This window comes from Diaphorobacter sp. JS3051, assembly GCF_015832135.1.
GTDB lineage: Bacteria > Pseudomonadota > Gammaproteobacteria > Burkholderiales > Burkholderiaceae_C > Diaphorobacter > Diaphorobacter nitroreducens.
Genome location: NZ_CP065409.1, coordinates 25551 through 39374 on the forward strand (window position 1 = coordinate 25551; position 13824 = coordinate 39374).

Here is a 13824-nt window from a genome sequence, read left to right on the forward strand (position 1 = left end):
CCCGCTACCGCGCGCGGCTCTTCGTGGGCTCCGCAGGCTTCACCTCTGCGGGCATGGTGGCGTGCTTGACCGCCGCCAATAGATCGGGGGTGTTGCCCGGAGACAGACCCTTGCCCCTGGCGTAGGGCGTCGGCCGCGCGGACTCGCCCAGCGCATAGCCCTGCGCCGAAGCGATCCGCCGGACCGCGCTTTCCAGCCCCTGCAACTCCTTCAGTTCCTCGCCGGTGTGCGCGCGGCCGGCGCGCATGCCGACCACCTGCCGCGTCTGCGCCGCCAGCGCGTCCCGGGCGCTCTCGTCGTACAGGCTGATGCTGCCCGCCAGCCCGGCCTGCTGGGCGCGCGCCAGCGTATCGGGCAGGCCGGCATAGGCCTGGTCGTGGAACGCAGGCGGCGTGAAGCGGCCGTAGCCGTACAGCGCCCGCTCGTGCTCGTAGCGGTAGAAGATGCGCACGGCGCTGACCTCGGAGCGCACGGCCATCGCCTCGATGCGGATGTCGTAGCCGGCCGCCTGGAGCGCATCGGCCATCTGCGCGAGCTGGCCGGGACTGCCCAGCGTGCGGTCCAAGATGATGTTGCGACGCTCGGCGATCGCATCGGCCAGCAGCTGCCGGGCCCAGGCCGACGCATCGGCCTGCGTCATGCTGGCCGTGCTCATGTCGTCCAGGGCGTTGAACTCCATGAAGCGCGGATGGAAGCGGCGCAGTTCGTCGGGGTCCGACAGGGCCGCGCCGCCCTGCGGCGCCAGGGCCTGCTCGGCGTTGCGCCGCAGCGCGCTCTTGCCCGAACCCGGCTGGCCGCCGGTGATGACGGCCACCGGCCGCGCCAGGCCGCGCGCGCTGCAATCGAGATACTGCGGCCGGATCAGCGCCTCGTAGATAGCGCGCCGCTGCTCGGCAGCCAGCGCGAACTCGGCGTAGTCCGGCGGGCTCATCGCGCGCCCGAACCGGCCTCTTGCCGCTCCATCGCGCGCCGGTACCGCTCCGACAGCTTCGCGGCCAGCACGTAGCACGCGAAGGACGTGAGCGGCATCACGACGAAGCAGATGATCCGCGATTCGCTGCGCTGCATCAGCAGCCCGCCGAAGGTGGCGATGCCGGCGCCAAACGACAGCAGCCGCAGCACGGCCACGCACAGGCCGATGGGCAGTCGAAGCCAGCCGAGCAGCAGATCCATGCGTCACCCTCTTTTCCGTGCGTGGGCCGGAGTCACGGCGAAGCGCCGTGCAGTTCGCCTCGCATGCGCTCGACGTCGGCCTGCGTCAGCACCGACAACGCGCGCAGGCGCTGCAGCGCCGCGTCGATGCGCGTGCCGCCCGCCCCGCCGGTGAAATCCCCGGTGAACGGGCGCACGCTGAACAGCACGGCCACGTCCTCGATCCTCGCCTCCGAATCGGCCACCTGATCGACCAGCCGCAGCAGCAGGCGGCTGGCGGCATTGGCCGCCGCCACGCGCGCACGCTGGCCAGGATCGGCGTCCAGGGCCAGGGCCACCGCCTCGGCGGTCAGCCGGTCCAGATCCTGGCCCACCGCCGCGCGCGCCTGCCACAGCCGGCTTTCCCTCTCAAGGGCATCCATGCGGGTCCTTTCCGGGCGCCAGGACGCCAGCGCAGCGCGCATCGAGCAGCCGCGCCAGCAGCTGCGCATCGTTGGCGGCATCCACCGGGTCGCGCGCCAGCGCGCCGCGCAGGGCATCCCTGAGCCATCGGGAAGCGGCGGGGTCCCGCATCACGCGGTCGATTTCTTCCATCCTTTGTCCAAGAGGTAGCGTTCGAGGCGCTTGCGCGTCTCGGCGATGAATTCCACCGGCGCCACGATCGTGGCCTCTTCCCAGCCCGGCGGCACCAGCACGGGCGCGTTGCTGCGCAGTTCCTCCACCTTGTCCATCACCTTTTTGCAGGTCCGGGACAGCGGCTGGTAGGTGAGGTTGTCGCCCTGGGCCACGACGGAAACCGCCTCGCCGTCCACCAGCACGCGCCGCACGCGCGCGACCGTGGCCGGCGCGATCCTGAAATACGTCACCGCCTCTTCAAGCTCCTTCAGCGTGCAGCGCTGCGGAACACGTTTTTTCAGGGGGGTGTCGGTCATGTCGGCCTCATGGGAGATGGTGAAAACTACACCTCATTTTACACCACTTAATTCACCTTGAAGAATGCTAAATGTATCGTTCATCAGAACATAAAAGATAGAGAATTATCGTTTAACAATACAATGAAGACCTGAAGGCGACACACGCAAGAGGTTTCTCATGGCAACTCCACGCACCAAGACTTTGCTGACCGCCCTGGCCTTGGCTCTGTGCGGCATCGCCCAGGCCCAAGCAGAACAGAGCCCGGACATGGAACTGCTCAGGGGTGATACCCGCCTGGCGTGCGAAGCCATCCTGTGCCTGTCCACCGGCGAGCGACCCAGCGAGTGCCAGCCCGCCATCCGGCGCTATTTCTCCATCGTCAGGCGCACTCTCGGCAAGACACTGGGCGCGCGGCGCGACTTCCTGAACCAGTGCCCCACGGCGAAAGAGGACGGCTACACGCGCCAGCTGGTCGATGCACTGGTGGACGGCTCCGGCCGCTGCGACGCCGCCGCGCTCAACGGGCGCGGCTGGATTCCCGCCCGCGGCGACAACGGCTACTACATCTCCAATGCCATGCCGGCGAGTTGCCAAGCCTACTACGGCAACACCGGCCTCGACGTGGGATCGGCCCGCCCGGTCTATGTCGGCAAGCCCGAACTCGGCGGCCGCTGGGTCGATCCCGCGAATCGTTGAAGACGGGTGGCTGTTTTCGCGGACATGGGTCAATCCTGTTAGTTGTGCTCAAAAGCTTCGACTTCTAAACACAGTCCAGAAGGCCTGAATCAATCAGATAGAACAAACCCAATGGACGTGACGCCACCCCTTGATTCAGCCACGGTTCGCCCTCCGTGCATGCGGGCGATGGCGGCAACAATCGCCAAGCCCAGCCCGTGATTTCGGACTGCCTCCGTGCGCGCCGCGTCCACGCGATAAAAGCGATTGAATAGATACGGCAGATGCTCGCCCGGAATGGTATGACCCTGATTCACCACTCGTAGAGCCACCTCGGCATTGTGCCTATCGATCTTCACAACTATCGTGCTCTGCGGAAGTGCATGCCGGGTCGCATTTCCGATGAGGTTGGACAGAGCACGTTGCAAGAGGCGTGTATCTACAGCACAGGTCGCATCGCCGTCAACATGCAACTGAAGGTCAGCATCCTCTATCGCTGCCTCGTGCAGTTCCGCCACCGCATTCACAATGCTGGCCAGGCTGTCTACGCTCTCTCGGCGGGCCTCTGCCCCACGGTCAGCCTGCGACAGAAACAGCATGTCCTGCACGATCATCGACATTCGTTGCAGATCTTCGAGGTGATCCCCCAGCACGTCTCGCAGCGTCTCGACATCGCGTGCTTTGCGCAAAGCGATCTCTGTGCTTCCCATCAATGTTGCCAGCGGCGTGAACAATTCGTGCGCGACGTCGGCGTTGAACGCTTCAAGCTGCTCATAGGCCTTATGTAGGCGTTCCAGCATTCCATTGACATGAGATACAAGAGGCACCAACTCATCGGGTTGAGAGGAGCCATCCAGTTTCTGATGGAGACTATCAGCTTCCAATGCTTGAATCTGCGTCGAGAGATCACGTACCGGCTCCAGGCCAATCTGAACCAGCGTGAATCCGCCGACCGCAATCACCACTGCACCAGCCAGCGCGGCCGCAATCAGAGTCTGAGCCAAGCGCCTAAGGACACGATCATCTTCGCTGACGTCCAGACTCAACAAAGCTTGCATGGAGCCGTTGCCGGTCGAAATCTCGAAACGCACGTCAATAGTACGATTATCACTAGGAACATTACCGCTGGCGTAAAACACACGCCCATCAGGTGCGGTCAGGGTCAATCTGATGTCCCGCCGGCCCACCATTGCGTCGTCTAGCTTGTGCGCAAGAGTGGGGTAATCAAGTCCTCCAACCTCAGCAATTAGATGACTCACTTGGATTTGTTGCTGCCGCAGCGTGTCATTTTGCCGATCTTGGAAACTCAGCACAGTAACGGTGTATACCCCTAAGCAAGTCAGAGCCAATCCGGCCAATGTCAGAAGAGCAAGCCAGCGTGCAAGCCGACGACCCAATGATCCAGCACGCTTATTCTTCACGATTGTCGCTCTTCAAGCACGTAGCCCATTCCACGGACCGTATGCAAGAGTGGCTGATCAAAAGGTAGGTCGAGTTTGTTCCGCAACCGACGCACTGCGACGTCAATGACATTCGTACCATGATCAAAGTTTACGTCCCACACTTGCTCTGCAATCTCGGTCCGAGAAAGTACCTCTCCTTTGCGGCGCAATAGAAGTGACAGCAATTGAAATTCTTTGGCCGACAAGTCGATACGTTGCCCGGCCCGAGTCGCGCGTCGCCTTCCCAAGTCAACTTGCAGGTCCGCCAGTGTGAGAACAAGTGAGTCAGGTACAGGTGTGGTTCCGGCCACGCGACGAAGAAGCACTTCGATTCGGGCCACCAGTTCAGAAAAGGCGAAAGGCTTGACAAGGTAGTCGTCTGCTCCTGTCTTTAGTCCTCGTACGCGATCCTCGATTCGATGGCGGGCTGTCAACATGATCACTGGTGTTTGCTTGCTCTGCCTCAGTGCAGCCAGCAGGCCGAAGCCATCAATCCCCGGAAGCATGGTGTCGAGGACGATCAGGTCATAGTTGCCATGCGAAGCCATGTGAAGACCGTCTATGCCATTCACAGCCACATCAATCACGTAACCCTCTTCAGCAAGCCCTTTACGAAGGTAGTCCGCGATCTTGGCTTCATCTTCTACGATAAGAAGCTTCATGAGGTGTGCCGATCCTTCCCCGGCTTCTCGCTACCTGTCCAAATTGTCATCTTCACGTTTTGCTCCCGTTCGGTGCGGATTTCTACATTGTGTGCATGCCCTCGGGCATGTAGGTATTTTCGATCACACACTGCAAAGGATCTCGCAATGAAATTCACCCATCTTGTCGCACTGCATGCTGTCGTACTGGCAACAGCGCTGCCCATGGCGGCACAGGCCGATTCGATGTGGCATCCTGCTTCCAATGAGCAGGGCTACACCGAACACCCTGATCACTTCAAGAGCACCAAAACCCGTGCTCAAGTGATGGCCGAGGTCGAGGCAGCTCGCAAGGATGGTTCGCTCGCGTTGCTGCAACGCGGCATCCCGCTGCCCATTAAGAGCACCGAGGCGCCGAAAACACGTCAGCAGGTGATGGATGAGATGCGCAACGAAACGCCGGAAGCGCGTCGCGCGCGCCAGGAGCTCTACTCTGGCGGTTGATCTACATGCTTGACCCTCCCGGGCCGCCTCAGCCTCAACGCCTGCGTTGTCGCTTGAGCGGTCTGTGAGGTGAAAATACAAGCTGGCTCTCCTTCTCCTTGGCTGCACTTTAGCAGGCCGTTGAAAAATCCCCCGCCGACGCCCGCGTTGGCCGCTACGATCTGAAGCCATCGGTGAACGACCCAGACGAGGACGATGAGAGGCAGTCAAGATTTCCAGGGGGCGATGTTCAGCTACATCAGCCTTGAAGAGCGCGTGCCGCAGGCACACCCGCTGCGCAAGTTGCGCGCGGTGGTTGATGCGCTGCTGGCAACCATGAACCGCGAGTTCGAAGCGGTGTACGCCCGCCGTGGCCGCCCATCGGTGCCACCGGAGATGCTGCTCAAGGCCTTGCTGCTGCAGATCCTGTTCTCCATCCGCAGCGAGCGCCAGTTGGTCGAAGCGATCAACTACAACCTGCTGTACCGCTGGTTCGTGGGCCTGAACATCGAAGACAAGGTCTGGGACCACTCCACTTTCAGCGCCAACCGCGAACGTCTGTTCAACGAAGACCTCGCCCGCGCCTTCTTCGAGCGCGTCAAGCTCAGTGCCCAGTGGGGCAAGCTCGCCAGCGACGAGCACTTCAGCGTGGACGGCACGCTCATTGACGCCTGGGCCTCGCACAAGAGCTTCAAGCGCAAAGACGACGACAGCGGCACGCCGCCTGGGCGCAACCCCGAGGTGGACTTCAAGGGGCAGGAGCGCTGCAACGACACCCACGAGAGCACCACGGACGCCGATGCCCGGCTGTTCAAGAAGAGCCAGGGCGACAAATCCCGCCTGTGCCACATGGGGCACATCCTCATGGAGAACCGCAACGGGCTGATCGTGGATGTCGAGATCACCCACGCCAGCGGCACGGCCGAGCGCGAGGCGGCGCTGGCCATGTTGGAGCGTCGGGGCAACAGGAACAAACGGGCCACGGTCGGTGCCGACAAGGGCTACGACAGCAAGGCCTTCATCAAAGGCTGCAGAAAGCTCAAAGTCACGCCCCACGTGGCGGCCAAGGACAAACACTCGGCGGTGGATGCGCGAGTGACACGGCACGAGGGCTACAAGACCAGCCTGAAGGTGCGCAAGCGCATCGAAGAGGCCTTTGGCTGGATCAAGACCGTCGGTGGTCTGGCAAAGACCAAGCTGATCGGTCAGGCCAAGCTCACGGGCCAGGCGCTGCTGTGCTTTGCCACCTACAACCTTGTGCGAATGGGCAGCATCGGCGGCTGGTGGGACGCGCATCATGCGTGAGCCCAGGGATACGTGCGCCCGAAATGGGCGGGAGGGCCTGCAAACCGGCCAGATGGGCCGTTGCAATCGCTGCGCAGACGCGTCTGGGCAGCTCGTGTCTTCGCACTCAGCGTCCCTGATGCGTTCGAAAAGCACTTTTTCAACGGCCTGTTAGTACTGCTACACTTTTACATGCGCCGTTGGCTTGCCATCCTCTTGCTCGTACTGCTGCCAACCCAGGCAACCTGGGCGGTGGTGGCTGGCTACTGCGTTGACGAGCCTGATACAACGGTAAGCCACTTTGGGCACCATGATCGTGCCTCGCACAGTCACGCCCTCACGCTTCTTGATGTACCGTCAGATACAGCGGACTCCAGCAGCGATGGCTCGACCAACTTAGGTCATGACTGCGGACACTGCCACGGCCATTTCGCTGGCATCCTGACTGGTTTCGCCCCCCTGCAGTTCGAGCAGTTCCGAAGCCTGTCCACCCCGCTGGGCGACGACCCATTGTCCGCATATGCGGCGGTTAGACCCGAGCGCCCCAAATGGGTTCCACTCGCCTGATCGGCGAGACGGGAACCTTCTTTTTGTGATCCCGTTCGCACCAAAGCGCTCGATTCCGTCGGCGCGGGGGTGCGATGCGACCGCTTGGTCGCGGCTCGCCGATCTCCTGTGTAATCCCCTAAACACTGGAGCATCGGATGCATCCGAAATCACGAATATCGACCCGTCTGCGGCAGGCTGCGCTTGCCATCACCATTATTGGTACAAGCGTCAGCACATATGCACAATCAGTAGCTCCGCCTGCAAGCCTGAAGGACCTCTTCGACGCTGCCTGGACACAGCAACCCGAATCTCAGGCGCTATTGGTGCGCCGGGACGCCGTGCATGCGCAGAGGCGCGCCGCAGAATCCTGGACCCCTGAACCTCCGGCACTTGAAGTTTCAAAGAAGACTGATCGATTTAATCGCAACAGCGGCGCCCGCGAACTTGAGGTCGGCGTCGCCATTCCCTTGTGGTTGCCAGGTGAGCGGCGTAGCAGCAGCGCACTCGCAGATGCGGAAACGGCGGCGCTAGAGAGCCGTGTGGAGGCTGCTCGGTTGCGCCTGGCCGCTTCCGTGCGTGAAGCGTGGTGGAACTGGCAACTCGCGCACATAGATGCTGAATTGGCGCGCGCGCAGTTGGACAGCGCGCGTCGCATTGCTTCCGATGTCGCCCGTCGCGCCAAGGCCGGAGACCTGGCGAGAGCGGACCAGCACCAGGCAGATGGCGCCGTTGCTGCTGCCGAAGCCAATGTTGCGCAGTCCGAGGCTGGAGTTTCTGCGGCGTTGCAGCAACTGAAGGCCCTGAGCGGTGGTGTTGCTCCCACATCGCCTGCGGGTATGCCCCACGCTGAACCCGAACCTGCGTCGATAAGCCCTACCACGCATCCCGCACTGATCGAATTGCAAGATCGTGCCACCGTGGCCGAGCGCACGGCTGCGCTGACTGCCAGGCAGTCACGCTCAAACCCGGAACTGACGCTATCCACCACCCGCGACCGGGGCGAGTTTGGTGAGCGCTATAGCCAAAGTGTCACCGTTGGCATTCGCATTCCCTTTGGCGCTGGACCTCGCTATGACAGCCGCGTAGCGGCTGCCCGAGCCGATGCACTGGAAGCACAAGCCCAGCTTGCGCTCGATCGATCCCGGTTGCAATCCGAACAAGAATCCGCGGTCGGTCGCGTCAATGCTGCTCGTGCACAACTCGCAGCAGCGGAGCGTCGTGCCACGCTTGCGCGTGAAACCCGTGGATTCTTCGAGAAGTCGTTCCGTCTGGGCGAGACCGACCTTCCATCACGCTTACGCATTGAGGCCGAGGCCACCGAGGCTGAGCGCCAAGCGGCTCGCTCACGTATTGAATTGGCCTCAGCAATTTCCTCATGGCGTCAGTCGTTGGGCTTGCTGCCGCAATGAAGTCGCTTCCCGGCCATTCCCTCTTTCGGATCTTCAACATGAAACTCTCTTCATTACTGGCCGTGCTAAGCGTCGTCGCGGCGCTTTCTCTGTCTTTGCCGGCGCGTGCCCATGATGGACATGACGATGCCGCTCCTGTCGCTGCAGGGCCTTCGCTTCCGCGATTCACTGCCGTTTCCGACGATTTCGAACTCGTGGGTGTACTCAACGGCAAGGAGATAACGCTCTACCTTGACCGTGCTTCCGACAACGCGCCAGTGACAGACGCCCAAATCGAACTCGAAATCGGCGGCAAGAAGCACACCGCTAAGAAGCATGAAGATGTTTACGAGGTCGAACTCGCCGCCGAACCAGCTACGGGGGTGCTACCCATCACTGCGACAGTCATGGTAGGGAGCGAAAGCGACCTTCTTGCCGGCGAACTCGATCGCCACGAAGTCGCGCACAACGATACGACTGCACCAGCCAAGCCATGGACTCGCTACGCAGCCTGGGCTGCTGGCATCGCTGCCGCACTTGCGGCCCTGTACGTCATCGGCCGCCGCATGACTACCTCTCGTTCACGCCGCGCAGGAGATGCCGCATGACCTCGAAACACCTCTTTCTCGCCGTAGCGACCGCACTAACGCTGGGCACAGCCACTCCCGCCTTCGCCGGCGAAGGGCACGACCATGGCGATGCACCTGCGGCGGCGAATGCCAATGGCCCGCAACGCTTGCCCGATGGCAGCGTGTTCCTGCCGAAGCCGGCACAGCGACAGCTTGGCGTGCGCACCATGACTGCCCAAGAAGCCGAGTTGCCGCGCTCATTCGAACTGAACGGTAAGGTGGCGATGGACCCCAATGCAGGAGGCAAGGTGCAGCCGCTGAACGCCGGCCGCATTGAACCCGGGCCACGAGGCCTGCCGAACCCCGGCCAGACAGTGCGCAAGGGCGAGGTGCTGGCTTATGTCGTGCCCTCGGCGGCACCGATCGAGCGATCGAACCAGGCTGCGCAGTTGGCCGAACTGCGCGCGGCCAAGAGCCTGGCGGACAAGCGCGTCGCGCGCCTGCAGGAACTCGCCGACACCGTGCCACGCAAGGACATCGAGGCGGCCGAGAGCGAGGCACGCAGCCTGACCGAGCGCATCGCCGCCGTGGGCGGCGGGCTCTCCACGCGCGAGGCGCTGGTCGCACCCGTCTCGGGCGTGATCGCCTCTGCCAATGCCGTGGCGGGCCAGGTGGTCGATGCCCGTGAACTCGTCTTCGAGATCGTCGATCCGGCGCGTCTGCGAATCGAGGCCCTCGCCTTCGATGCGGCCATCGGCGCCAACATCGGCAGCGCCGCGCTCGCTGTCGGCAAGGAGCGGGTGCCGCTGACCTTCGTCGGCGCCGCGCGCAGCCTGCGCGAGCAGGCGCTGCCGCTAGCGTTCCGCGCGGAAGGGGCGGCGCTGTCGGCCCTGGCGGTCGGCCAGCCCGTGCGGGTCTTCGTTCAGAGCAAGGACAAGGTTAAGGGCATGGCCGTTCCGGTGGCTTCGTTGATGAAGAACCCCGCGAACCAGACCATCGTCTGGGTGAAAGCCTCCCCGGAGCGATTCGAGCCTCGTCCCGTCACGGTTCAGCCGCTGGACGGTGTGAACGTGGCCATCACCTCTGGCCTGAAAACAGGCGATCGCGTGGCCACACAAGGGGCCACGTTGATCAATCAAGTGCGCTGAGGAACCCGAATGTTCAAGTGGCTTCTCGATAACAGCCTGGCCAACCGGCTGCTGGTGATCATCGCCAGCGTCGTGTTGATGGCCTACGGGGCATTCACGCTGTCCAGAACACCGGTGGATGTGTTCCCGGACCTCAACAAACCCACGGTCACGATCATGACCGAGGCCGGAGGCATGGCCGCCGAGGAGGTGGAGCAACTCATCACCTTCCCGCTGGAGACGACGATGAACGGGTTGCCGGGCGTCGAATCGGTACGCTCGACCTCATCAGCCGGTCTGTCTTTCCTCTACGTCACATTCGACTGGAGCACCGACATCTTCCGGGCTCGTCAGTTGGTCTCCGAGCGACTGTCCTCCATGGAAGAAGGTCTGGCCGAGGGCGTCGTTCCGCGCATGGGCCCCATCAGTTCGATCATGGGTGAAATCATGCAGATCGCCATTCCGGTCGATCAGCAGAAGATCAGCCCAATGGCCGTGCGCGAGTACGCCGACTGGGTGTTGCGCCCACGACTACTGTCAGTGCCGGGTGTGGCGCAGGTGATCCCGATCGGCGGGGAAGTGCGGCAGTTTCAGGTGCAACCGAACACGGCCCGCATGGCCGAGTTGGGCATCTCGCACGAGCAACTTGAAGCGGCGCTCAAGGGCTTCTCGGCCAACACCTCCGGCGGCTTCCTGGAACTGAACGGCCGTGAGTACCTGATCCGAAATATCGGCCGCACGTCGCGCCTGGATGATCTAAAGAATCTCGCGCTCACCGCCAGCCAGGGGCAACCCATCCTGCTGCACCAGATTGCCGAAGTGACCTTCGCCGCAGCGATCAAGCGCGGCGACGCCGGCTTCGAGGGCAAGCCGGCTGTGATCCTGGGCATTCAGAAGCAACCGACCGCCGACACCATCGCCTTGACCACGGCCATCGAAGAGGCATTGACTGGCCTGAAGACCTCGTTGCCTGCGGGCATGGATGCACCCCGCGTCACATTCCGGCAAGCGAGCTTCATTGAGGCCTCGATCACCACGCTGCAGGGTAAGCTGATTGGCGCCTCGGTCTTTGTCGCGGCGATCCTGTTCTTCTTTCTCGGCACACTGCGGCCGACCATCATCGCGTTGACCGCGATCCCGGTGTCGATCTTCATCACGGCACTGGTTTTCCGCTACTTCGGCCTGTCGATAAACACGATGACACTGGGCGGTCTGGCGATCGCGATCGGCGGGCTGGTGGACGATGCCGTGGTCGGCGTGGAGAACGTGCTGCGGCGCCTGAAGGAAGACCGCTCCAAACACCCCGACCACAAAATTCATCCGCTCGAAGTGGTAGGCCGCGCCACGATGGAGGTGCGCTCCGCGATCCTCTACGCCACGGTGATCATCGTGCTGGTGTTCATCCCGCTGTTCGCACTCCCGGGCCTGGAGGGCAAGCTGTTCGTGCCGCTGGGCATCGCCTTCATCGTCTCGACGCTGGCCTCGCTGGTGGTCTCGGTGACGATCACGCCTGTCCTTAGCTTCTATCTGCTGCCACGCATGAAGAACCTCGACCACGGCGACACCAAGATGCTGGCCTGGCTGAAAGCACGGTACCGCAACGGCCTTGAGGCCGTGCTGAACCGGCCGAAAGCCGCACTCGTCGCCGCAGGCTTTGCGGTTGTGGCCGCCATTGCCGCCGTGCCGTTCTTTCCGACAACCTTCCTGCCACCTTTCAACGAAGGCACGCTGCTGATCGGCTTGCGGCTGAATCCCGGGGTCACGCTGTCGGAAAGCTCCGCGGTGGCGCGCCAGGCCGAGGTGCTCGTGAGCCAGGTGCCCGAGGTTACGCACGTCGGGCGGCGCAGCGGACGCGCCGAACTGGACGAGCACGCCGAGGGCGTTCATGTCAGCGAACTGGACGTGGGCCTGAAACCGACCGCCGAGCTGACGCGCAGCATGGACGAGGTGCGGGCCGATATCCGCTCGCGACTGGCGAACCTGCCGGCCGCCATTGAGATCGGGCAGCCGATCTCGCACCGCATCGACCACATGCTCTCCGGCGTGCGCTCGCAAATCGCCATCAAGGTCTTCGGCGAAGACCTCGATGCGCTGCGCGGGCAGGCTGAAGCGCTGAGGCAGCGGCTTTCGTCTATCCCTGGGATCGCTGATCTTCAGGTCGAGAAGCAGGTGCTTGCGCCACAGATCAAGGTGCATGTGGACTACGCCGCGGCCGCGCAGTACGGGGTGCCGGCCCCGCAGGTGCTGGCCACGTTGCAATCGCTGGTCGAGGGCGAGAAGATCACTCAGATTGTCGAAGGCGGGCGGCGTTTCGCGCTGGTGGTCAAACTCCCCGAGGACGCACGTTCGATCGAGGGGCTGAGCCAGATCCTGATTGAAACACCGACAGGTCGCATTCCACTCTCGAAAGTTGCCACGATCGAGGATGGCGACGGCCCGAACCAGATCAGCCGCGACGACGGCAAGCGTCGCATCGTGCTGTCTGCCAATGCGTCAGGACGGGCACTTTCAGAAATTGTTGCAGACATCCGCAAGATCGTTGCCGAGACCAAGCTGCCCGAGGGCTACTTCATTACGCTGGGAGGTCAATTCCAGGCGCAGGAAGAAGCCTCGCGACTCGTCGGCCTGCTGTCCATTGTGTCGCTGGTGCTGATGTTCGTGGTGCTCTACAGCCGCTACAAGTCCACCACCCTCTCGGCGCTGATCATGGTGAACATCCCGCTCGCACTGGTTGGAGCGGTGGTCGGCTTATGGTTGTCAGGCCAGCCGCTGTCGGTGGCCGCGCTCGTCGGCTTCATCACGCTGGCTGGCATCTCCGTGCGCAACGGCATCCTCAAGGTCAGCCACTACATCAATTTGATGCGCTTCGAAGGTGAGAGCTTCGATCAAAAGATGATTATCCGTGGCTCTCTTGAACGATTGAGCCCGGTGTTGATGACGGCGCTGGTCACGGCTTTTGCACTAGCACCGCTGCTGTTCGAGGCCGAGCAGCCCGGCACCGAAGTGCTTCACCCAGTGGCCGTGGTGATCTTTTCCGGCCTGATCAGTTCGACCCTGCTTGACACCTTCCTCACGCCCGCAATGTTCTGGCTGTTCGGCCGGAAAGACGCTGAGCGGCTGGAAAACGACAAGGACGCTGAGGCGTTGTGATTTCCGAGCTACTTATTTTCTTCACTCGATTGAAAGGATTCCTATGAAGACACATGCATTTGTCGCGGCTATCGCTCTGAGTTTCGCCGGTGCGGCTATTGCCGCCGGAGAAAAGCACGACCACGCCCATGAGCACCAATCGATGCACGGCGGCGTCGTAGTCGAGGTCAGGGACATGGACTACGAGCTTGTCGCCAAGCCTGACTCGATTGATCTCCATTTGCGCGATCACGGCAAACCCGCGGACGTTTCGCAGGCGAGCGCGAAAGTCACTCTGCTCACCGGGAAAGAAAAGCAGGAGGTGGAGCTAAAACCTGCGGGCGACAAGCTGCAGGCCACCGGCAGCTTCAAAGTCGGCCCTGGCACCAAGGCTGTGGCCGTCGTCACGATCAAAGGCAAACCATCGACAGCGCGCTTTACGCTGAAGTAGGTTGTTTGCCCATGCGGGG

The 13824-nt window shown here is 62.4% G+C and carries 15 protein-coding genes; 8 read left to right on the top strand and 7 right to left on the bottom strand.

From position 1 onward, the window contains the following. Positions 1 to 4: 4 nt before the first annotated feature. Genes I3K84_RS21805 through I3K84_RS21825 form a run of 5 tightly spaced genes read right to left on the bottom strand, consistent with a single transcriptional unit; the run spans position 5 to position 2084 of the window. Positions 5 to 931: a zeta toxin family protein gene (locus I3K84_RS21805; RefSeq protein ID WP_196996260.1), complete on the bottom strand. Its 927-nt coding sequence runs from the start codon at positions 929 to 931 to the stop codon at positions 5 to 7. Then, entirely contained in the window at positions 928 to 1173 is a 246-nt protein-coding gene (locus tag I3K84_RS21810) for a hypothetical protein (protein WP_196996261.1), read from the bottom strand. Before I3K84_RS21810 ends, I3K84_RS21805 begins: the two co-directional genes overlap by 4 nt. A 32-nt stretch (positions 1174 to 1205) precedes the next feature. Continuing rightward, positions 1206 to 1574 (bottom strand): hypothetical protein, encoded by a 369-nt coding sequence (locus tag I3K84_RS21815; protein ID WP_196996262.1) that lies wholly within the window; start codon positions 1572 to 1574, stop codon positions 1206 to 1208. Next, entirely contained in the window at positions 1561 to 1746 is a 186-nt protein-coding gene (locus I3K84_RS21820; protein ID WP_196996263.1) for a hypothetical protein, read from the bottom strand. The genes I3K84_RS21815 and I3K84_RS21820 overlap by 14 nt, the downstream gene beginning before the upstream one ends. Then, a complete protein-coding gene (locus I3K84_RS21825) occupies positions 1725 to 2084 on the bottom strand; it encodes a hypothetical protein (protein ID WP_196996264.1) in 360 nt (119 codons plus the stop codon). The genes I3K84_RS21820 and I3K84_RS21825 overlap by 22 nt, the downstream gene beginning before the upstream one ends. Before the next feature lie 160 nt (positions 2085 to 2244). On the opposite strand from I3K84_RS21825, the gene I3K84_RS21830 reads away from it, so the two are divergent. After that, a complete protein-coding gene (locus I3K84_RS21830) occupies positions 2245 to 2763 on the top strand; it encodes a TrbM/KikA/MpfK family conjugal transfer protein (RefSeq protein ID WP_196996265.1) in 519 nt (172 codons plus the stop codon). Positions 2764 to 2852: 89 nt separating this feature from the next. On the opposite strand, the gene I3K84_RS21835 is transcribed toward I3K84_RS21830, so the two are convergent. Both I3K84_RS21835 and I3K84_RS21840 read right to left on the bottom strand, forming a co-directional pair. After that, positions 2853 to 4163 (bottom strand): heavy metal sensor histidine kinase, encoded by a 1311-nt coding sequence (locus tag I3K84_RS21835; RefSeq protein ID WP_196996266.1) that lies wholly within the window; start codon positions 4161 to 4163, stop codon positions 2853 to 2855. Next, positions 4160 to 4846 carry a heavy metal response regulator transcription factor gene (locus I3K84_RS21840; protein WP_196996267.1) on the bottom strand — a complete coding sequence of 229 codons (687 nt, stop codon included), beginning with the start codon at positions 4844 to 4846 and terminating at the stop codon, positions 4160 to 4162. Before I3K84_RS21840 ends, I3K84_RS21835 begins: the two co-directional genes overlap by 4 nt. A 147-nt stretch (positions 4847 to 4993) precedes the next feature. Here I3K84_RS21840 and I3K84_RS21845 point away from each other — a divergent pair, with 147 nt between their 5' ends. The 7 genes from I3K84_RS21845 to I3K84_RS21875 all read left to right on the top strand — a co-directional run bounded on the left by I3K84_RS21845 (position 4994) and on the right by I3K84_RS21875 (position 13805). Then, a complete protein-coding gene (locus I3K84_RS21845) occupies positions 4994 to 5329 on the top strand; it encodes a DUF4148 domain-containing protein (RefSeq protein WP_196996268.1) in 336 nt (111 codons plus the stop codon). A gap of 195 nt (positions 5330 to 5524) precedes the next feature. Beyond that, a complete protein-coding gene (locus I3K84_RS21850; RefSeq protein ID WP_011803559.1) occupies positions 5525 to 6613 on the top strand; it encodes an IS5-like element ISDisp1 family transposase in 1089 nt (362 codons plus the stop codon). A 683-nt stretch (positions 6614 to 7296) separates the two neighbouring features. Further along, positions 7297 to 8550, top strand: a complete 1254-nt coding sequence (locus tag I3K84_RS21855; protein ID WP_196996269.1) for a TolC family protein — start codon at positions 7297 to 7299, stop codon at positions 8548 to 8550. Further along, on the top strand, positions 8547 to 9137 hold the full coding sequence (locus tag I3K84_RS21860; RefSeq protein ID WP_231403515.1) for a hypothetical protein: 591 nt from the start codon (positions 8547 to 8549) through the stop codon (positions 9135 to 9137). Before I3K84_RS21855 ends, I3K84_RS21860 begins: the two co-directional genes overlap by 4 nt. After that, complete coding sequence (locus tag I3K84_RS21865) at positions 9134 to 10246, top strand: efflux RND transporter periplasmic adaptor subunit (protein ID WP_196996270.1); 1113 nt, start codon at positions 9134 to 9136, stop codon at positions 10244 to 10246. The genes I3K84_RS21860 and I3K84_RS21865 overlap by 4 nt, the downstream gene beginning before the upstream one ends. 9 nt (positions 10247 to 10255) lie before the next feature. Then, positions 10256 to 13375, top strand: a complete 3120-nt coding sequence (locus I3K84_RS21870) for an efflux RND transporter permease subunit (RefSeq protein ID WP_196996271.1) — start codon at positions 10256 to 10258, stop codon at positions 13373 to 13375. A 43-nt stretch (positions 13376 to 13418) separates the two neighbouring features. Continuing rightward, positions 13419 to 13805, top strand: a complete 387-nt coding sequence (locus I3K84_RS21875) for a hypothetical protein (RefSeq protein ID WP_196996272.1) — start codon at positions 13419 to 13421, stop codon at positions 13803 to 13805. Positions 13806 to 13824: the final 19 nt, after the last annotated feature.